17 protein-coding genes are annotated in these 19,263 nt (G+C 66.0%); 14 read left to right on the forward strand and 3 right to left on the reverse strand.

Annotated features, from left to right (window positions below):
- From N7333_RS20280 to N7333_RS20290, 3 genes are all read left to right on the forward strand, one after another.
- Positions 1–587 (forward strand): electron transfer flavoprotein subunit alpha/FixB family protein (locus N7333_RS20280; protein WP_279859317.1); only part of this gene is annotated, 587 nt, incomplete at its 5' end.
- A 62-nt stretch (positions 588–649) separates the two neighbouring features.
- A complete protein-coding gene (locus tag N7333_RS20285) occupies positions 650–1,423 on the forward strand; it encodes an electron transfer flavoprotein subunit beta (protein WP_004372999.1) in 774 nt (257 codons plus the stop codon).
- 25 nt (positions 1,424–1,448) lie between these two features.
- The gene (locus N7333_RS20290) at positions 1,449–1,700 is read left to right on the forward strand and encodes a hypothetical protein (protein ID WP_004373001.1); all 252 of its coding nucleotides are present in this window, start codon (positions 1,449–1,451) and stop codon (positions 1,698–1,700) included.
- A gap of 183 nt (positions 1,701–1,883) precedes the next feature.
- Here N7333_RS20290 and N7333_RS20295 read toward each other — a convergent pair whose 3' ends face one another.
- Positions 1,884–2,978 carry a GlxA family transcriptional regulator gene (locus N7333_RS20295; RefSeq protein ID WP_004373003.1) on the reverse strand — a complete coding sequence of 365 codons (1,095 nt, stop codon included), beginning with the start codon at positions 2,976–2,978 and terminating at the stop codon, positions 1,884–1,886.
- Between the two features lie 73 nt (positions 2,979–3,051).
- Entirely contained in the window at positions 3,052–3,294 is a 243-nt protein-coding gene (locus N7333_RS20300; RefSeq protein ID WP_252576723.1) for a hypothetical protein, read from the reverse strand.
- A 369-nt stretch (positions 3,295–3,663) separates the two neighbouring features.
- On the opposite strand from N7333_RS20300, the gene N7333_RS20305 reads away from it, so the two are divergent.
- From N7333_RS20305 to N7333_RS20355, 11 genes are all read left to right on the forward strand, one after another.
- The gene (locus N7333_RS20305; protein ID WP_011920722.1) at positions 3,664–4,608 is read left to right on the forward strand and encodes an ABC transporter substrate-binding protein; all 945 of its coding nucleotides are present in this window, start codon (positions 3,664–3,666) and stop codon (positions 4,606–4,608) included.
- A 964-nt stretch (positions 4,609–5,572) separates the two neighbouring features.
- On the forward strand, positions 5,573–6,778 hold the full coding sequence (locus N7333_RS20310; RefSeq protein WP_004373010.1) for a glycine betaine/L-proline ABC transporter ATP-binding protein: 1,206 nt from the start codon (positions 5,573–5,575) through the stop codon (positions 6,776–6,778).
- The gene (choW, locus tag N7333_RS20315; RefSeq protein ID WP_004373012.1) at positions 6,771–7,655 is read left to right on the forward strand and encodes a choline ABC transporter permease subunit; all 885 of its coding nucleotides are present in this window, start codon (positions 6,771–6,773) and stop codon (positions 7,653–7,655) included. Before N7333_RS20310 ends, choW begins: the two co-directional genes overlap by 8 nt.
- Positions 7,656–7,682: 27 nt before the next feature.
- Positions 7,683–8,627 carry a choline ABC transporter substrate-binding protein gene (locus N7333_RS20320; protein ID WP_004373014.1) on the forward strand — a complete coding sequence of 315 codons (945 nt, stop codon included), beginning with the start codon at positions 7,683–7,685 and terminating at the stop codon, positions 8,625–8,627.
- A gap of 196 nt (positions 8,628–8,823) precedes the next feature.
- A complete protein-coding gene (locus N7333_RS20325; RefSeq protein WP_129481917.1) occupies positions 8,824–9,675 on the forward strand; it encodes a glycine betaine ABC transporter substrate-binding protein in 852 nt (283 codons plus the stop codon).
- Positions 9,676–9,859: 184 nt separating this feature from the next.
- Positions 9,860–10,450: a transcriptional regulator BetI gene (gene betI, locus N7333_RS20330; protein ID WP_004373018.1), complete on the forward strand. Its 591-nt coding sequence runs from the start codon at positions 9,860–9,862 to the stop codon at positions 10,448–10,450.
- A 310-nt stretch (positions 10,451–10,760) separates the two neighbouring features.
- Complete coding sequence (gene betB / locus N7333_RS20335; RefSeq protein WP_129481918.1) at positions 10,761–12,233, forward strand: betaine-aldehyde dehydrogenase; 1,473 nt, start codon at positions 10,761–10,763, stop codon at positions 12,231–12,233.
- 79 nt (positions 12,234–12,312) lie between these two features.
- Entirely contained in the window at positions 12,313–14,010 is a 1,698-nt protein-coding gene (gene betA, locus N7333_RS20340; RefSeq protein WP_129481919.1) for a choline dehydrogenase, read from the forward strand.
- A 160-nt stretch (positions 14,011–14,170) separates the two neighbouring features.
- Positions 14,171–15,595: a multidrug transporter subunit MdtD gene (gene mdtD / locus N7333_RS20345; protein ID WP_129481920.1), complete on the forward strand. Its 1,425-nt coding sequence runs from the start codon at positions 14,171–14,173 to the stop codon at positions 15,593–15,595.
- A 49-nt stretch (positions 15,596–15,644) separates the two neighbouring features.
- Complete coding sequence (dbpA, locus tag N7333_RS20350) at positions 15,645–17,021, forward strand: ATP-dependent RNA helicase DbpA (protein WP_129481921.1); 1,377 nt, start codon at positions 15,645–15,647, stop codon at positions 17,019–17,021.
- Positions 17,022–17,061: 40 nt separating this feature from the next.
- Complete coding sequence (locus tag N7333_RS20355) at positions 17,062–18,297, forward strand: diguanylate cyclase (RefSeq protein ID WP_129481922.1); 1,236 nt, start codon at positions 17,062–17,064, stop codon at positions 18,295–18,297.
- Here N7333_RS20355 and N7333_RS20360 read toward each other — a convergent pair whose 3' ends face one another.
- Complete coding sequence (locus N7333_RS20360) at positions 18,298–19,032, reverse strand: transporter substrate-binding domain-containing protein (protein ID WP_129482041.1); 735 nt, start codon at positions 19,030–19,032, stop codon at positions 18,298–18,300.
- Between the last annotated feature and the right edge of the window lie 231 nt (positions 19,033–19,263).

Here is a 19,263-nt window from a genome sequence, read left to right on the forward strand (position 1 = left end):
CCATCGGCCGCGCCGGCAGTGGCCAGCAGGATATCCAGCGCGCCCTGCCCCGCTTGATCCTGGCCGCGGCCGAATGCGCCGAGCCGGTCAGCGAAACCCGCCATGAAGCTCGCCCGCTGGAGCTGGGCGAGAAGGTCGCCCACAGCCTGCCGCGCATCGAGGATCTCGGCCCGGTGGCCGTGGACCCGGCGCAGATTCCCATGGCCGAGGCCGAGTTCATTCTCTCCGGCGGCAACGGCGTGAAGGACTGGGAGCTGTTCCACCAGGCCGCCGTCGCCCTCGGCGCCACCGAAGGTGCCTCGCGCGTGGCGGTGGACGACGGCTTCATGCCGCGTAACCGCCAGGTGGGCGCCACCGGTACCTGGGTCACCGCCCGCGTCTACCTGGCGGTCGGCATCTCCGGCGCCATCCAGCACCTGCAGGGCATCGGCGCCTGCGACAAGGTGGTGGCGGTGAACATGGATCCCGGCTGCGACATGATCAAGCGTGCCGACCTCTCGGTGATCGGCGACTCGGCGGCGATCCTGCGCGCGCTGATGGAACGCGTCGCCGCCTGGCGCCAGGAAGGAAAACGTGATGCGGCGTAGCCCGGATGAAATCCGGGTTCACCACCAGCTTTCCCGGATTGCATCCGGGCTACGGGGACACCATGACTGATCTGAATATCGTCGCCCTGGTCTCGGTCGGCGCCCACCCGACCTCCGGCCGCTCGCGCCGCGCCGAACAGGACGCCCGCGCGGTGGAGCTCGGCCTGCGCCTGGCCGGGCAGAATCTGCAACTGCTGCATGCCGGCGACCCACAGGCCGACGCGCTGCGCGGCTACCTGGGCATGGGCCTGGAACAGCTCGACGTGCTGGAGCAACCCGAAGGCGCCGACGCCCTGCCGCTGCTGGTGGACTATCTGCAAGGCAGCCGTACGCAGCTGGTACTCACCGGCAGCCAGGCGGAAACCGGCGAAGGCTCGGGCATGCTGCCGTTCCTGCTGGCCGAGCGCCTGGGCTGGCCGATGGTGGTCGGTCTGGCCGAGGTGGAGAAAGTGGAGAATGGCGTGGCCCAGGTGCTGCAGGCGCTGCCGCGTGGCCAGCGCCGTCGCCTCAAGGTGCGTCTGCCCTGCGTGGCCAGTGTCGACAATGCCGCCCCGGTGGCGCGCCAGAGCGCCTTCGGCCCGGCCCGCCGCGGGCAGATCGAAGCCCACGAGGTGACGGTGGTGGATGACCCGCTGCTGGCCGAGGCCAGCCTGCAACCGGCCAAGCCGCGGCCCAAGCGCCTGAAGGTGATCAAGGCCAAGACCGGCGCGGAACGCATGAAGGCCGCCACGGCCAAGGCCAGTGGTGGCGGCGGTCAGGTGCTCAAGGATGTCTCGCCACAGGACGGCGCGGAGGCTATCTTCAAACTACTTATCGAGGAAGGCGTCTTACGCTGACGCCCCAAGCCCAGGAGCCACGACCATGATGCACGCCGATCTGATCGACCAGGAAGACTTCCGCGAGCGCCTGATCGCGCTGGGCCTGAGCATTCCGGCGGGGGCCTCGCCGGAGCAGGCCTGCGAACTGGCCGTCAGCGGTCTCAGCCCGGAGCGTGCCGTGGCCCTGCGCCACCTGGTGGAGGAACTGCTCGGCGGCAGCGCCACCCTGCTGCCCAACGTGCGCGAAGCCATCAGCCGGCATCTGCTGCCGGCGCTGGTGCCGAAGCCGGCCTGATACTCCTCGGTGCGCACGGCGCACCCTACGGACGGGCGCCACTGGGTGGGGTGCGCTGTGCGCGCCAATCTTCTACAGAGCCGTAGGGGGGCGAAGCCCACCCTACACCTGATGCAGACGGCTTTAGCCGCGACCCAAATACAACGGGGCGCCACTGGCGCCCCGTTTTCATTGCGGCTCGATTCAGATGCGCACGCTGGCGAAGGTCGATTCGCCCTGGGCGCGATTGAGCGCCAGCACGGCACTGGAGTTGATCTGCTGCTCGGGAATCGGCAGCAGCACCACCAGGTTGTGGCCCTGCTGACCGGCGCGCTCGTCGCGCGGCGGAATGCCGAAATACTCGCGGTAGCACTTGGAGAAGTGCGGGGTGGAGACGAAGCCGCACACCGACGCCACCTCGATGATCGACATGCTGGTCTGCTTGAGCAGCTGGCGGGCGCGGATCAGGCGCAGCTTGAGGTAGTAGCGCGACGGCGAGCAGTGCAGGTACTTCTGGAACAGACGCTCGAGCTGGCGGCGGGAAATGTCGACGAAGCAGGCCAGCTCGTCGAGGTCGATCGGCTCCTCGAGGTTGGCCTCCATCAGCGCGACGATTTCCTGCAGCTTCGGCTGGTTGCTGCCGAGCATGTGCTTGAGCGGCACGCGCTGGTGATCCTGCTCGTTGCGAATGCGCTCGTAGATGAACATCTCGGAGATGCCGGCGGCCAGTTCGCGACCGTGCTGCTGGCCGATCAGGTGCAGCATCATGTCCATCGGTGCGGTGCCGCCGGAGGAGGTGTGGCGGTTGCGGTCGATGGAGAACAGCCGAGTGGTGATGGCGGCGCGCGGGAAGGCTTCCTGCATCGAGGCCAGACACTCCCAGTGCACGCTGCAATCGTAGCCGTCGAGCAGACCGGCCTTGGCCAGCGCCCAGCTGCCGGTGCACACCGCGCCGAGCTGACGGCCCTGGCGCGCCTGCAGCTGCAGCCAGCTGACGTGCTCGCGCTTGACGCTGTGCTGGATGTCGACGCCACCGCAGACGATTACCGCATCCAGCGCCGGCGCGCTGTGCATGGCGGCATCCGGGGTGATCTGCAGACCATCGCTGGCGCTGACCGGGAGGCCGTCGTGCGTGAGGGTGTGCCAGCGATACAGCTCCTTGCCGGAGAGCTGGTTGGCCATGCGCAGGGGCTCCACCGCCGACGCGAGGGAAATCAGGGTGAAGTTGTCCAGAAGCAGAAAGCCGATGGACTGGGCGACACGGTTCTGGGGTTGCGCCCCTTGAGTGAACTGCGACATCGATGAAACCCTCACGCTAAGCACGGTATGAGCCCAACTTCGAAGTGGGCCTCGGTTTTATTCTGGCTCTGGTTCAAGGGAACCAGATGGCTATCCATACCCAGGCAAAGGTCATGCCTAAATTGATCGCGCGTTCAATAAAAGCGCATCCCTCGCCGAGCAGCGCACCAGACAGGTCTTCCCTGAGCGACGACAGAGCCGACCGGGTCCTCTCCAGACCGCATGCCAGTGGGGCCCTGAGCATTTCGGTAGCACTGTCCGCGGGCGGTGCTACATACCCGTTGCCCGGCAGTAACGGATGGATGGTAACGATCATGACCCATCAGTCACGACTCGTGCTAGCGACACTCGTCGCCTTCGCACCAAAACCTCGCAGATCGCGTCCTGTGCCGGGCTTTCTGCACCAGCAGGGATCAACGCCGCGGCGTTGTTCGTCAGCCCAAGGCTCGCGAGATGCCTGGCTGGATCAGCCGATTCAATGATCAAGTTTTCACCACCTCGACCACGTCTGAAATCGACTCGCGCATATCCAATTGCGTCGTTTTGCTCCGTGCCGGCCACGTCTTTTTCTGGCATGTCGAGGTCGCTTCTCATTCACGGAGCGGCCCGCCTCTTGCTGTGAAATAGCCATTCGCCATTCCCTGGATCTTCCATCCGGCTCCGGCCGCCCGAACAGAGGCATTCCATGAACGGACTTTCTCGTTGGCTGCTCGCTTCTACCCTTGCCTCCTGCGCCACGTTGCAGGCGGCCGAATCGGAACGCTGCGAACTGGTACGCCTGAGCGACGTCGGCTGGACCGACATCACCATGACCACCACGGTGGCGCGCCTGGTGATGAGCGAAATCGGCTACCGCACGCAGGTCAGACGCCTGACGTTACCCGACACCTACCGCGGCCTGTCCGAAGGCCACCTGGACGTGTTTCTCGGCAACTGGATGCCGGCACAGGCCGAACTGGTCCAACCCCTCCTGGACAGCGGCAGAATCGAGAAGCTGAACACCAATCTGCCGACGGTGCGCTACACCCTGGCGGTGCTGACGCCGGGCTACGAGGCCGGGCTGAAGGACTTCGCCGACATCCAGCGTTACAAGAACGAACTCGGCGGGCAGATCTTCGGTATCGAACCGGGCAACGAAGGCAACGAAATGCTCAAGGGCATGATCCGCGACAACACCTTCGGTCTGGGGGGCTTCAGCCTGGTGGAGACCAGTGAGAGCGGCATGCTCAATCACGTCGAACGCGCCCAGCGGCTGGGCAAGTGGGCCGTGTTCCTGGGCTGGGAACCGCACCCGATGAACGAGCGTCTGAAGATGAACTATCTGTCCGGCGGTGACGATTATTTCGGCCCCAACTATGGCGCGGCACAGGTCAACACGGTGGCGCGAGGCAACTTCAGCCAGCAATGCCCCAACCTGGCCCGGCTGTTTCGCAACATGACCTTCACCATCACGGCGGAGAACCAGCTGATGAGCGCCGTGCTGGAGGGCAATACCAACCGCCGCCGCGTGGCCAAGCGCTGGATCGAAGACAACCCGCAGATGATCGCGGCCTGGCTCAAGGGCGTGACCCGCTACCAGGGCGGCCCCATCGACAGAGCCTTCGACATGCCGCTGGCAGCGAACAACTGAGAACCATGGCGGAAAGCCAGGAAAAGACGGCAACGATGGCAGAACCCGCAGAAACTTCGAAGCGCCGATGCGTTGCTCGCTCGCCTCGGCGAACACCCCGTCCAGGCCGGCCCGTCAACCCGACCGTGACCGCACGGTCATCTTGCGCCCAGCGCTACCTTTTCGGCGCCTTTCGGCACATCCCGACCCGTCCTTGTAAATTTTTTTCAACATCGCCACAGCCCCCGCGGCATGCCGCCTGCGCCTCGCTTGGCGAGCCGCGAAGCAAGCCCGGCGCGGCTTTGAGCCTTGGCCAAGGGGCAAAAAAGTCTGTTAAGGTTTTTAAAGCGCGTTCTCGATATCCCTTTCCGTCAGCTGCGACAGGGCCCGCTCGAAACGACAAAACGAGCAGCCCGGCCAAGGCCGGAAAGAGGGGAGAACAAGCGGCGTGACGAGGCATGTCGTCGCCCAGCACGTCAGGGTCGCAAACCGATAATTGCGCAGACCCCAAGACTATATCGTTGAGTCAGCCGACAACGTCGCTGCCGCGCTCACCAGAGGCGGCAGACCGGGGCCCACCGCCCCGGACCGAAGAACATATAAGCGCTGGCCCACCTTCGAATCGGGCGCCAGCCCAACAAGAAATTTCGGATGTACGCATGCTCCAGGAAGGAGCATGAAATCCCAAGGGAATGGGCTTCGAAACACTGCCAGAGGGTTCGGAAAGCGGTTTGCAGCACGGCAAGGCCAAGGTCACTCACCAGGGAAATCGACAACGCAGCGAGCAGGCTCGGCCTCGGGTCGCGTGCGTTGCAGCGTGCCCGAGTGTCTCAGTCCCTGCCTGCCGCCAGGCCCCTTCCAACCCCCGACATTCAGCAAACACCCACACAGGTATCAGAGGCCTGACGCAGCTGTTCTACGCTTCGACGATGCGTACCCGGCCGTGTCAGCGCGAACTGGATATCGATTGAAGGGGAAACGTCCCATGCAGTCTGGAAAGATCGTGGTCGAACACCTGTACAAGGTTTTCGGCCCCAACCCACAAGAAGCCATCGACCTGCTCAAGGAAGGCTGGAGCAAGGAGCGGATTCTTGCCGAGAAAGGCGCCGTGATCGGCGTGAGCGATGTGTCGTTCAGCGTCGAGGAGGGCGAGATCTTCGTTCTCATGGGCTTGTCCGGTTCCGGCAAGTCCACCCTGATCCGTCTGATCAACCGCCTGGTCGAACCCAGCGCCGGCGACGTCTACATCGACGGACAGAACGTGGCCAAGCTGCCGCAATCGCAACTGATCGACCTGCGTCGCCGTGACATGAGCATGGTCTTCCAGTCCTTTGCCCTGATGCCTTCGCGCAGCGTGCTGGACAACGCCGCGTTCGGCCTGGAAGTGGCCGGCGTCGGCCGCAAGGAGCGCGAGAAGCGCGCCATGGAAGTACTCAAGCAGGTCGGCCTGGATACCTTCGCCCACAAGTATCCGCACGAGCTGTCCGGCGGCATGCAGCAGCGCGTCGGCCTGGCCCGCGCACTGACGGTGAACCCGTCGATGATCATCATGGACGAGGCCTTCTCCGCCCTCGATCCGCTCAAGCGCCGCGAGATGCAGGACGTGCTGCTGGAGCTGCAGAAGACCCACCGCCGCACCATCATCTTCGTCTCCCACGACATCGAGGAAGCCATGCGCATCGGTACCCGCATCGGCATCATGGAAGGCGGCAGGCTGATCCAGGTCGGCACCCCGCAGGAGCTGATCGAGAAGCCGGCCAACGAGTACGTGCGCAACTTCTTCGACACCGTGGACACCAGCCGCTACCTCACCGCCGGCCAGCTCAAGGCCGACAGCGTGCCCACCTACGTGCACAACGGCAGGGCGCCGGACGCAGCGAAGATCTGCAAGGAGCTGCAGGCGCTGGACAAGCACTACGCCTTCATCGTCGACGAGGACAACCATTTCCAGGGCTCCATCAGCCTGGAGAAGATCGCCCTGATGGTCGACGGCGACGAGCCCAGACCTCTTGAAGCCAACGTCCTCAAGCAGGTGGTGCCGGTGCCGGAAGACATGCCGCTGGAAGACGTCATCAGTCGCCTGGTGGACAACGAGGGGCCGATTCCGGTGGTCGATGCCGAAGGTCATTACTGCGGTGCCATCAGCAAGGGCCGTCTGCTGACCCGCCTGCAGGGGGAATCCCATGAGTGACAAGAAACTCGACCTGGGCAGCTGGGTCAACGACGTGGTCCAGCACCTGCTGGACAACTACAGCGGCGCCTTCGACAGCATCGGCAAGCTGGTCAGCGGCTTCTCCGAGGGTATCGAGAACCTGCTGATGCTGCCGCCGGCCTGGCTGCTCATCGCCATCTTCGTCGGCCTCGGCCTGTGGCGCATCGGCATGCGCTTCGCGATCTTCACCGCGGTGGCCTTCATCCTCATCGTCATGACCGGCTTCTGGGAGCAGACCGTGGTCACCCTCGGCCTGACCTTCTCCTCCACCCTGATCAGTCTGTTGCTGGGCATCCCGCTGGGCATCTGGGCAGCCAAGAGCGAGCGCGTGGCCACCATCATCCGGCCGGTGCTCGACTTCATGCAGACCATGCCGGCCTTCGTCTACCTGATCCCGGCGGCCATGCTGTTCGGTCTCGGCCGCGTCCCCGGCATCATCGCCACGGTGATCTTCGCCATGCCGCCGGCCGTGCGTCTGACCAGCCTGGGGATTCGCCAGGTGAACAAGGAAATCGTCGAGGCGGGCCAGTCCTTCGGCTGCACCAGCCGCCAGCTGCTGTTCAAGGTGCAGCTGCCCAACGCCATGCCGTCGATCATGGCCGGGGTCAACCAGACCATCATGATGGCCCTGTCGATGGTGATCATCGCCTCGATGGTGGGCGCCGGCGGCCTGGGCAACGATGTGCTGGCGAGCATCCAACGTCTGGACATCGGGCTAGGCTTCGAGAGTGGCATGGCCGTGGTGCTGCTGGCGATCATCCTCGACCGCATCACCGAGAGTTTCGGCACCAAGCAGACCGCCAAGCGTGGCGTGTTCGCCTGGTTCAGCGGCAAGCTGCAGCGCCAGTCCTCCTAATCCGTTTCACTTCACAGGGAACCGCAGATGAAAACGATCAAGACCACCGCCGCCTTCGGTCTGCTGGCCTGCCTGCTGATGCAGGGCGCCATGGCCGCCGAGCCGGCCAGCTGCAAGCAGGTGCGCTTCGCCGAAATCGGCTGGGCCGATATCGCCGCCACCACTGGCGTGGCCATGACCCTGGTCGAAGGCCTGGGTTATCAGCCGCGCAAGATCATGGCCTCGGTTCCCATCGCCTTCACCGGGGTGAAGAACGGCCAGGTCGATGCCTTCCTCGGCTACTGGGCGCCCTCGATGGACGCGGTGATCGAGCCGTTCCTCAAGGACGGCGGCGTCAAGGTCCTGGAGAAACCCAACCTCGAAGGCGCCAAGTACACCCTGGCGGTGCCCACCTATGCCGCCGAGGCCGGTCTGAAGAGCTTCCAGGACATCGCCAAGTTCAAGGATCAGCTGGGCGGCAAGATCTACGGCATCGAGCCCGGCAATGACGGCAACCTGCTGATCGAAGGCATGATCAAGAGCGATCAGTTCGGCCTCGGCAGCTTCCGCATGATCGAGTCCAGCGAAGCCGGCATGCTGGTGCAGGTATCGCGCGCCATCAAGAAGAAGGAGCCGGTGGTGTTCCTCGGCTGGGCGCCGCACCCGATGAACACTCAGCACGACATCACCTACCTGTCCGGTGGCGACGACGTGTTCGGCCCCGACTATGGCGCAGCCAAGGTCTACACCGTGGTGCCGCCGGATTACGAAGCGCGCTGCGCCAACGTCGGCAAGCTGCTGAACAACCTGCAGTTCACCGTCGAGATCGAAAGCCAGCTGATGGAAAAGGTGCTGGAGAAGGAAAACCCGCAGAACGTCGCCAAGGAGTGGATCAAGGCCAACCCGGCGATCCTCGACCAGTGGCTGAGCGGCGTTACCACCTTCGACGGACAGGACGGCGTCGCCGCCGTGAAGAAACACGTCGGGCTGTAACCGGCCACGACCCGATTCGGGCTCGCAAGAGCCCGGAAACCTCCTCGCTGAACCTTAGCGGCCGATTTGGCCGTGACGGGGGAGGTTATGCCCGCGAACCGGCAACCTGCTGCGCAACACGGTTCGCAAGGCCCGCAATGAGAACGAGCCAGTCAACGATTTTGCAACTGCCACTCAACTGACGGAGCACCAAAACATGCGCGTATTCAAACACCTCTGCCTTGGCGCTGCCGCCCTGGCCATCGGCATGGGCAGCGCCCTGGCCGCCGACAAACCCACCTTGAAGATCGGCTACGTCAACGGCTGGGACGACAGCGTCGCCGTCACCCACGTCGCCGGTGAAATCCTGCAAAGCAAACTCGGCTACACGGTCGAACTGAAGCCGGTCGAACCCGCCATCATGTGGCAGGGCGTGGCCCGCGGCGACCTGGACGCCACCCTCTCCGCCTGGCTGCCGGCCACCCATGGCGAGTACTACGAGAAGCTCAAGGACAAGGTGGAAGTGCTTGGCACCAACTACTCCGGCGCCAAGATCGGCCTGATCGTGCCGGATTACGTCGAAGCCAAGACCATCGAAGACCTGGAGAAGTACGCCAAGGACTTCGACGGCAAGATCACCGGCATCGACGCCGGCGCTGGCGTGATGCGCCGCACCGAAGACGCCATCAAGGAATACAACCTGGCCAGCATCAAGCTGATGCCCAGCTCCGGCCCGGCCATGGCCACCGCCCTGACCCGTGCCGAGAAGGCGCAGAAGCCGATCGTGGTCACCGGCTGGATCCCGCACTGGATGTTCGCCAAGTGGAAGCTGCGCTTCCTCGAAGACCCGAAGAAGGTCTACGGCGATGACGAACGCGTCGACACCGTGGCCAACCCGGAACTCAAGGGCAAGGCGGCCGATGCCGCGGCCTTCCTCGCCAAGCTGTCCTGGAGCGGCGAAGAAGTCGGTGCGGTGATGCTGGCCATCCGCGAAGGCGCCAAGCCGGAGCAGGCTGCCAAGGACTGGATCGCCGCCAACCCGGAGCGCGTCGACAGCTGGCTGAAGTAACGCCGCCCCGGTAACGCGACAAAGCGGGCTGCGGCCCGCTTTGTCGTTTCCGCAGCCACGGGTACCCGATAAGCCCGTGCGCACGGCAAAGGTGGCCCGCGACTCCCTCTCCCGCCTCCCTTGATTGATCGAACGATCAAAATCCGCCTAGACTCCGGCGCAACTTTCCTCGCTGGAGATCCCCATGCCCAAGGTCGGCATGCAGCCCATTCGCCGTTCGCAACTGATCGCCGCCACCCTGGAAGCCGTCGACCAGGTCGGCATGGCCGATGCCAGCATTGCCTATATCGCCCGCCTGGCCGGGGTGTCGAACGGCATCATCAGCCATTATTTCAACGACAAGAACGGGCTGCTCGAGGCGACCATGCGCCACCTGATGCAGGCGCTCAGCGCCGCGGTGGGCAAGCGTCGTCGTGCATTGGACGAAGACAGCCCGCGCGCCCACCTGCGCGCGATGATCGACGGCAACTTCGACGACAGCCAGGTCAGCGGGCCGGCGATGAAGACCTGGCTGGCGTTCTGGGCCAGCAGCATGCACCAGCCGGCCCTGCGCCGCCTGCAGCGGGTCAACGACCACCGCCTCTATTCCAACCTGTGCGGCCAGTTCCGCCGGGTTTTGCCGCAGGACCAGGCCCGCTTCGCCGCCCGCGGCCTGGCCTCGCTGATCGACGGCCTGTGGCTGCGCGGTGCGCTTTCCGGCGAAGCCTTCGACACCGAACAGGCACGCCGCATCGCCTACGACTACCTCGACCTGCAGTTGAACAAAGCCCGCTAGCCTGTGGCGAAGGCGCGTCGGGGGCGGCGGTCCACTTTGGGTTTGATGGGCTGAAGCCCACCCTACAGCCCACCCAGGCCAATCCACGGGCTGCGGGCAACGCTCCGTAGGGTGCGCTGTGCGCACCAGCCTCCCCCCAAATCCCCCAGCACACTCCCGCACAGAAGGTGCGCGACCTCGCGACATCCTGCAGACGACTGGCGCCCGCCATGTCGCTTTTGGTCACGCCGGGTCGCTTTTATTGATTGATCGTTCAATCTAAATAAAATAGGCTGTTTTCTAGCCAATCATTCGCGCCAGAGGACAGCCCATGCCCCGTTTCGCCGAACAGCAGCTCTACATCGGTGGCCAGTACGTCGCCGCCAGCAGCGGCCAGACCTTCGACAGCATCAACCCGGCCACCGGTGAAGTGCTGGCCAAGGTGCAGCGCGCCAGCCAGGCCGATGTCGACCGCGCAGTGGCCAGCGCTGCCGAGGGGCAGAAGGTGTGGGCGGCGATGACCGCCATGCAGCGCTCGCGCATCCTGCGCCGCGCCGTGGACATCCTGCGCGAGCGCAACGACGAGCTGGCCGAGCTGGAAACCCTCGACACCGGCAAGCCGCTTTCCGAAACCCGCTACGTCGACATCGTCACCGGCGCCGACGTGCTGGAGTACTACGCCGGCCTGATCCCGGCCATTGAGGGCGAGCAGATCCCCCTGCGCGAATCCTCCTTCGTCTACACCCGCCGCGAACCGCTGGGCGTGGTCGCCGGTATCGGCGCGTGGAACTACCCGATCCAGATCGCCCTGTGGAAATCCGCCCCGGCCCTGGCCGCCGGCAACGCGATGATCTTCAAGCCCAGCGAAGTGACCTCGCTGACCGCGCTGAAACTGGCCGAGATCTACACCGAGGCCGGTCTGCCCGCCGGCGTGTTCAACGTGCTCACCGGCAGCGGCCGCGAAGTCGGCCAGTGGCTGACCGAACATCCGGGCATCGAGAAGGTGTCCTTCACCGGCGGCACCGTCACCGGCAAGAAGGTGATGGCCAGCGCCTCCAGCTCCAGCCTCAAGGAAGTGACCATGGAGCTGGGCGGCAAGTCGCCGCTGATCGTGTTCGAAGACGCCGACCTCGACCGCGCCGCCGATATCGCGGTGATGGCCAACTTCTACAGCTCCGGCCAGGTGTGCACCAACGGCACCCGCGTGTTCGTGCCGCGCATGCTGCAGGCGCGCTTCGAGGCCAAGGTGCTGGAGCGGGTCAAGCGCATCCGCCTCGGCGATCCGCTGGATGACACCACCAACTTCGGCCCGCTGGTCAGCTACGCGCACATGGAGAGCGTGCTCGGCTACATCGAGAAAGGCCGCAGCGAGGGTGCACGCCTGCTGATCGGCGGCGCGCGCGTCAGCGACGGCGATTACGCCAAGGGCGCCTACGTCGCCCCCACCGTGTTCACCGATTGCCGGGACGACATGACCATCGTGCGCGAGGAAATCTTCGGCCCGGTGATGAGCATCCTCATCTACGACAGCGAAGAGGAAGTAATCCGCCGCGCCAACGATACCGACTACGGCCTCGCCGCCGGCGTGGTGACCCGCGACCTGAACCGCGCGCACCGGGTGATCCACAAGCTGGAAGCCGGCATCTGCTGGATCAACACCTGGGGCGAATCGCCGGCCGAAATGCCGGTGGGCGGCTACAAGCAATCCGGCGTCGGCCGCGAGAACGGCCTGGTCACCCTCGGCCATTACACCCGCATCAAGTCGGTGCAGGTCGAGCTGGGCGGCTACAGCTCGGTGTTCTGACCGAACAGCCCGTAGCCCGGATGCAATCCGGGTGCTGCCCGACACTTTCCCGGATCGCATCCGGGCTACAGGAGCGCCCATGTCGCACGAATTCGATTACATCATCATCGGCGCCGGTTCGGCCGGTAACGTCCTGGCCACCCGCCTGACCGAAGACGCCGACGTCAGCGTGCTGCTGCTGGAAGCCGGCGGCCCCGACTATCGCCTGGATTTCCGCACCCAGATGCCCGCCGCCCTGGCCTTTCCGCTGCAGGGCCGGCGCTACAACTGGGCCTACGAGACCGACCCCGAGCCGCACATGAACAACCGCCGCATGGAGTGCGGACGCGGCAAGGGCCTGGGCGGCTCCTCACTGATCAACGGCATGTGCTACATCCGCGGCAATGCCCTGGACTTCGACAACTGGGCCAAGGCCAAGGGCCTGGAAGACTGGACCTACCACGACTGCCTGCCCTACTTCCGCAAGGCGGAAAGCCGCGACATCGGCCCCAACGACTACCACGGCGGCGACGGCCCGGTCAGCGTGACCACGCCCAAGGCCGGCAACAACCCGCTGTTCCACGCCATGGTCGAGGCCGGCGTGCAGGCCGGCTACCCGCGTACCGATGACCTCAACGGCTACCAGCAGGAAGGCTTCGGCCCGATGGACCGCACCGTCACCCCGCAGGGCCGCCGCGCCAGCACCGCGCGGGGCTACCTGGACCAGGCTCGGGCGCGCCCCAACCTGACCATCGTCACCCATGCCACCACCGACCGCATCCTGTTCGACGGCAAGCGCGCCAGCGGCGTCAGCTACCTGATCGGCAACGCCAACGAGCCCACCATTGCCCGTGCTCGTCGCGAAGTGCTGCTGTGCGCCGGCGCCATCGCCTCGCCGCAGATCCTGCAGCGCTCCGGCGTCGGCCCCGCCGCACTGCTGCGCGAGCTGGACATCGCCCTGGTGCACGAGCTGCCCGGCGTCGGCCAGAACCTGCAGGACCACCTGGAGATGTACCTGCAGTACGCCTGCACCCAGCCAGTGTCGCTGTACCCGGCACTCAAGCTGCTCAACCAGCCGGGCATCGGTGCGCAGTGGCTGTTCACCGGCAACGGCATCGGCGCCAGCAACCAGTTCGAGGCCGGCGGCTTCATCCGCACCCGTCCGGAGTTCGCCTGGCCCAACATCCAGTTCCACTTCCTGCCGGTGGCGATCAACTACAACGGCAGCAACGCGGTGAACGAGCACGGCTTCCAGGCCCACGTCGGCTCCATGCGCTCGCCCAGCCGCGGGCGCATCCAGCTCAAGTCGAAAGACCCGCGCCAGCACCCGAGCATCCTGTTCAACTACATGAGTCATGAGCAGGACTGGCAGGAGTTCCGCGACGCCATCCGCATCACCCGCGAGATCATGGCGCAGCCGGCGCTCGACCCCTACCGCGGCCGCGAGATCAGCCCCGGTATCGACTGCCAGAGCGACGCCGAACTGGATGCCTTCATCCGCGAACATGCGGAAACCGCCTTCCATCCGTCCTGCTCGTGCAAGATGGGCGAGGACGACATGGCGGTGGTCGACGGCCAGGGCCGCGTGCACGGCGTGCAGGGGCTGCGCGTGGTGGACGCCTCGATCATGCCGGAGATCATCACCGGCAACCTCAACGCCACCACCATCATGATGGCCGAGAAGATCGCCGACCGGATTCGCGGCCGTCAGCCGCTGCCGCGCAGCAACGCACCCTACTTCGTCGCCGGCGAGCGGCCGGTGCGCGGCCAACCGCAGCGCGCGGTATCGGCGGCCTGAGATGGCAGCGAGGGCCCAAGGCCTTTTGGCCAAGCGATTCGCTCCTGCCGGTCAGAGGCCCGTGTAGGAGCGAATTTATTCGCGTCAGCGCCGTCGAAGGAGAGCACTTCCCGCGATAATGGCGGAGCGGCCACAGCCGCCACTCACTGCCGGACGCCTCATGCAATCCACAGTCAGCCAACTCGACCCACGCACCGCCCGCCTGCTGCCCTGGATAGTCGCCATCGCCTTCTTCATGCAGACGCTGGACGGCACCATCCTCAACACCGCCCTGCCGAGCATGGCCGCCGACCTGGCCGAAGACCCGCTGCGCATGCAGTCGGTGGTGATCGCCTACATGCTCACCGTGGCCCTGCTGATTCCCGCCTCGGGCTGGATCGCCGACCGCTTCGGCACGCGGCGCATCTTCTTCGGCGCCATCGCCCTGTTCAGCCTGGGATCGCTGCTGTGCGCCCTGTCCACCTCCCTGCCGATGCTGGTAGGCGCACGCATTGTGCAGGGGCTTGGCGGCGCACTGATGATGCCGGTCGGGCGTCTGGTGGTGCTGCGCGCCTATCCGCGCTCGGAGCTGGTGCGGATCATGAGCTTCATCACCCTGCCCGGTCTGCTCGGCCCGCTGATCGGCCCGAGCCTGGGTGGCTGGCTGGTGGTGGTCGCCAGCTGGCACTGGATCTTCCTGATCAATCTGCCGGTGGGCCTGCTCGGCTGCTGGGCAGCGCTACGGCATATGCCGGATCTGCGCGGGCCGAGCCGCAGCCGCTTCGATACGCCGGGTTTTCTGCTGTTCGGCGCCGCCATGCTGCTGATCACCGTGGCCCTGGAGGGCCTGGGCGAGCTGCACCTGCCGACCATGCGCGTCACCCTTCTGCTGCTCGGCGGCCTGGCCTGCCTGGCCGCCTACTGGCTGCGCGCCGCGCGCATCGAGCAACCGCTGTTCGCGCCCAGGCTGTTTCACACCCGCAGTTTCGCCGTGGGCATCATCGGCAACCTGTTCGCGCGCCTGGGTAGCGGCGCCCTGCCCTTTCTCACGCCCCTGCTGCTGCAGCTGGCGCTGGGCTACTCGCCGGCGCAGGCCGGCATGAGCCTGATTCCCCTGGCGCTGGCCGCCATGGCGGTCAAGCCGCTGGCCAAGCCACTGATCGATCGTCTCGGCTACCGGCGCATCCTCACCAGCAATACCCTGCTGCTCGGCGCGCTGATCGCCAGCCTGGCGCTGGTCGACGGGCAGACCTCGACGCTGCAGCTGATCGTCCAGCTGAGCCTGATCGGCGCCTGCAACTCGCTGCAGTTCACCGCGATGAACACCGTGACCCTGATCGATCTGGACAACCGCGACGCCAGCAGCGGCAACGGCCTGCTGTCGGTGGTGGTGCAACTGGCAATGGGCCTGGGCGTCGCCTCGGCAGCCGCGCTGCTCGGCGGTTTCAGCCGCGAGTTCAGCGGCGACGAGCAGATTCTCCGGGCGTTTCAGGCCACCTATCTGTGCGTCGGCTTGCTGTCGATGCTGGCAGCGGCGATCTTCCTCCAGCTCGACCCGGCCGACGGCCGCCGCGCCAGGCCGCTCGACGTACCACCGGAAGACTAGGCCGGCCTGCTACACTGCCGGCCTGTTTCGCCAGCCCCGAGCCCCAGTCGTGACCACCAACGCCTTCGCCAGTCTGCCCCTGTCCGCCGCCATGCAGGCCAACCTCGCCGCCATCGGCTATGCCGAGATGACGCCGATCCAGGCCGCCAGCCTGCCGCTGATCCTCAAGGGCCGCGACCTGATCGCCCAGGCCAAGACCGGCAGCGGCAAGACCGCGGCCTTCGGCATCGGCCTGCTGCATCCGCTCAACCCGCGCTATTTCGGCTGCCAGGCACTGGTGCTGTGCCCGACCCGCGAACTGGCCGACCAGGTGGCCAAGGAAATCCGCCGCCTGGCCCGCGCCGCCGACAACATCAAGGTGCTGACCCTCTGCGGCGGCGTGCCCTTCGGCCCGCAGATCGGCTCGCTGGAGCACGGCGCCCACGTCATCGTCGGCACCCCGGGGCGGATCCAGGAGCATCTGCGCAAGGGCACGCTCAAGGTCGACGGCCTCAATACCCTGGTGCTCGACGAGGCCGACCGCATGCTCGACATGGGTTTCGTCGACAGCATCAGCGAGATCATCGAACAGACCCCGGCGCGCCGGCAGACCCTGCTGTTCTCCGCCACCTACCCGGCCGGCATCGAGCAGCTCGCCGCGCGCTTTCTGCGCACGCCCGAGCGGGTCGAAGTCGAGGCGCAGCACGATGACGGGCAGATCGAGCAACGCTTTTACGAAATCGCCCCCGCCCAGCGCATGGAGGCGGTCAGCACCCTGCTGCGGCATTTTCGCAAGCAGCCGGTGGTAGCCTTCTGCGCCACCCGCCAGCAGTGCGACGAGCTGGCCGCGCAGCTGGAGGCGGAAAAGATCTCCGCCGCCGCCCTGCACGGTGACCTGGAGCAACGCGACCGCGACCAGATCCTGGCACTGTTCGCCAATCGCAGCCTCAGCGTGCTGGTGGCCACCGACGTGGCCGCACGCGGCCTGGATATCGCCGGCCTGGAGATGGTGATCAACGTCGAGCTGTCGCGCGATGCCGAGGTGCATATCCACCGCATCGGCCGCAGCGGCCGCGCTGGCGAGAAAGGCCTGGCGCTGAGCCTGGTGGCACCGGCCGAGGCCGGCCGGGCCCAGGCCATCGAAGCCCTGCAGGGCAGGGAACTGGCCTGGTACCCGCTGCCGGCGGCCAAGGCAAGCGGCGAGCCGCTGCTGCCGCCGATGCACACGCTGTGCATCGCGGCCGGGCGCAAGGACAAACTGCGCCCCGGCGACATCCTCGGTGCGCTGACCGGCGATGCCGGGCTGCCCGGCAGCCAGGTGGGCAAGATCGCCCTGTTCGATTACCAGGCCTATGTCGCGGTGGAGCGCGACGTGGCACGCCAGGCACTCAAGCGCCTGAGCGAAGGCAAGATCAAGGGGCGCTCGCTGCGCGTGCGTCTACTGTAAGTCGATACGAGGCCTGACGGCCTGCTGCGGGGAGTCGTGCATGCGCAATATCCTGGTGATCGAAGACAGCCCGCTGGTGCTGAAGATTCTCGAACATCTGTTCCGCCAGGAACCGGATCTGCAACCGGTGTTCTGCGCCTCCCTGGGCGAAGCCGAGGTGATGCTGGAAACCTCCGCCGGGCTGTTCTTCGCCGCCATCGCCGACCTGCACCTGCCGGACGCCCCCAACGGCGAGAGCGTCGATCTGGTGATGCGCTATCACCTGCCGTGCATCGTGCTCAGCGGCAGCTACAACGAGCAGCGGCGCGACGATCTGCTGGCCAAGGGCGTGGTCGATTACGTGCTCAAGGAGAGCCAGCACTCCTACGAATACGCCTTCCGCCTGCTGCACCGGCTCGACAGCAACAGCCATATCAAGATCCTGGTCGCCGACGACTCCGACACCACCCGCCACTACATCCGCAACATCCTCACCCCGCACCGCTACCAGGTTCTGGAGGCGCGCGACGGCAAGGAGACCCTGCGCCTGCTCGGCGAGCAGCCGGACATCGACCTGCTGGTGCTGGACCACGCCATGCCCGGCGTCAGCGGCTTCGAACTGGTCAAGCTGCTGCGGCAGAAGCTCAGGCGCAACGATCTGATCATCATCGGCGTATCCGCCGACCCCAAGGGCTCGCTCAGTGCGCAGTTCATCAAGCACGGCGCCGATGACTTCCTGCGCAAGCCGTTCTGCCCCGAGGAGCTCAACTGCCGGGTGATGTCCACCCTCGAGCGCCGCGACCTGCTGCGCGCGCTGAAACAGGCCGCGCAGTTCGACGCGCTGACCGGGCTGAACAACCGCCGCGCCTTCTACGAGCAGGGTCTGCAGCTGCTGCAGCAGGCGCAGCGCGAGGGCCGTGAAGTCAGCGTGGCGATGCTCGACCTCGATCACTTCAAGCAGATCAACGATGGTTTCGGCCATGCCAGCGGCGACAGCGCCCTGGTGGTGTTCGCCCGCGCCCTGTCCGCGACCCTTCCGCAGATGCTGCTGGGCCGCCTGGGCGGCGAGGAATTCGCCCTGCTCAGCCTGGACGAGGCCGACCGGGTAGAGGCCGCACTGGACGAGCTGCGCCACCAGTGCGCGGCCCTGCATTACGCAGCCGGCGCCCCGCCGCTGTCGTTCAGCGCCGGCCTCTACCGCGGCGAACCGGACGATCTGGAAAGCCTGCTGCACGAAGCCGACGTCCGCCTGTACCGGGCCAAGCAGCAGGGGCGCGCACGCACGGTACGAGGCTGATCAAAAACCGTGGCGTTCGAGCGTCGCGGCGTAGCTGCCATCCTCGCGCATGGTCTGGATCGCCCGGTCGAAGCGCGTGGCGATCTGGCGGTGCTCGGGGTGGCCTAGGCGCACCAGGATATGCAGGCCGTTCTCGCTCAACGGCAGCGGCAGGAACTCCAGTTCGCCGCGAATGGCCCGCAGCTCGCGACCGAGGTGATAGCGCGCCACCAGTTCGTCCTCCAGGGCCAGTTGCACCCGCCCGGCGTGCAGCATGCGCGCGGCGTTCTCGAAGCTGACGGCGCCCACCTTGCGCAGCTGCTCGTCGCTGTCGAATGCCTTGGCGTAGGCATAACCGCGCACTACCGCGATGCGATGGGGATACAGGTCGCTCAGGCTGGCGAAACGGATGCCGCTGCCCTTGCGCTGCAGGAAGCGAACGCGGTTGACCAGATACGGCTGCGAGTAATGCCCGAAGGCTTCGCGATCGGCGCTGTACCAGGCGTTGATCAGCACGTCGTAATCGCCGCGCTGCAGCCCCCAAACCGCTCGCTCCCAGGGCACCTCGGCATAGTGGCTGTCGTAGCCCGCCCGTTTCAGGGCCTGCACCACCAGGTCGCTGGCCAGCCCGTTGGCAGGCAGGCGGCGGTCGGTGAAGGGTGGCCAGGGGTCGGCCACCAGCCGTAGCGGCTCGGCCAGCGCCAGAAGAGGCGGCAACAGCAACAGCGGCAGAAGCCAGGTGCGCACTGCGGGCATCGGCATTGATCCATCCTGAGAAGCCAGCCTGTAGTGATAGCAGGCGCGACGAATAGCGTCACTGTTTCATATTTGATACAGCTGCGCAGCCTTTATCGGTCATTCTCCCGCTGGCCGCCGGAACCGGCGACGCAGAGCGGCTTCGGGTAAACTGCGCCGGTCTTCGCGCAGCCCTGCCTGCGCCCGCGAACCGTCAGAGGAAATGTCGTGTTGCAAACCGAGGTACTGATC

It is taken from the genome of Pseudomonas sp. GD04158, assembly GCF_029834875.1.
GTDB classification, from domain to species: Bacteria; Pseudomonadota; Gammaproteobacteria; order Pseudomonadales; family Pseudomonadaceae; genus Aquipseudomonas; species Aquipseudomonas hydrolytica.

What these genes read in the sequence shown, in the direction of transcription:
- mdtD (WP_129481920.1), top strand. Translation starts at nt 14,171, where the DNA reads ATGCAATCCACAGTCAGCCAACTCGACCCACGCACCGCCCGCCTGCTG.
- N7333_RS20305 (WP_011920722.1), top strand. Translation starts at nt 3,664, where the DNA reads ATGAACGGACTTTCTCGTTGGCTGCTCGCTTCTACCCTTGCCTCCTGC.
- betA (WP_129481919.1), top strand. Translation starts at nt 12,313, where the DNA reads ATGTCGCACGAATTCGATTACATCATCATCGGCGCCGGTTCGGCCGGT.
- N7333_RS20300 (WP_252576723.1), bottom strand. Translation starts at nt 3,294, where the DNA reads ATGATCGTTACCATCCATCCGTTACTGCCGGGCAACGGGTATGTAGCA.
- N7333_RS20320 (WP_004373014.1), top strand. Translation starts at nt 7,683, where the DNA reads ATGAAAACGATCAAGACCACCGCCGCCTTCGGTCTGCTGGCCTGCCTG.
- N7333_RS20360 (WP_129482041.1), bottom strand. Translation starts at nt 19,032, where the DNA reads ATGCCCGCAGTGCGCACCTGGCTTCTGCCGCTGTTGCTGTTGCCGCCT.
- N7333_RS20285 (WP_004372999.1), top strand. Translation starts at nt 650, where the DNA reads ATGACTGATCTGAATATCGTCGCCCTGGTCTCGGTCGGCGCCCACCCG.
- N7333_RS20310 (WP_004373010.1), top strand. Translation starts at nt 5,573, where the DNA reads ATGCAGTCTGGAAAGATCGTGGTCGAACACCTGTACAAGGTTTTCGGC.
- N7333_RS20355 (WP_129481922.1), top strand. Translation starts at nt 17,062, where the DNA reads ATGCGCAATATCCTGGTGATCGAAGACAGCCCGCTGGTGCTGAAGATT.
- N7333_RS20295 (WP_004373003.1), bottom strand. Translation starts at nt 2,978, where the DNA reads ATGTCGCAGTTCACTCAAGGGGCGCAACCCCAGAACCGTGTCGCCCAG.
- choW (WP_004373012.1), top strand. Translation starts at nt 6,771, where the DNA reads ATGAGTGACAAGAAACTCGACCTGGGCAGCTGGGTCAACGACGTGGTC.
- betB (WP_129481918.1), top strand. Translation starts at nt 10,761, where the DNA reads ATGCCCCGTTTCGCCGAACAGCAGCTCTACATCGGTGGCCAGTACGTC.
- N7333_RS20325 (WP_129481917.1), top strand. Translation starts at nt 8,824, where the DNA reads ATGCGCGTATTCAAACACCTCTGCCTTGGCGCTGCCGCCCTGGCCATC.
- betI (WP_004373018.1), top strand. Translation starts at nt 9,860, where the DNA reads ATGCCCAAGGTCGGCATGCAGCCCATTCGCCGTTCGCAACTGATCGCC.
- N7333_RS20290 (WP_004373001.1), top strand. Translation starts at nt 1,449, where the DNA reads ATGATGCACGCCGATCTGATCGACCAGGAAGACTTCCGCGAGCGCCTG.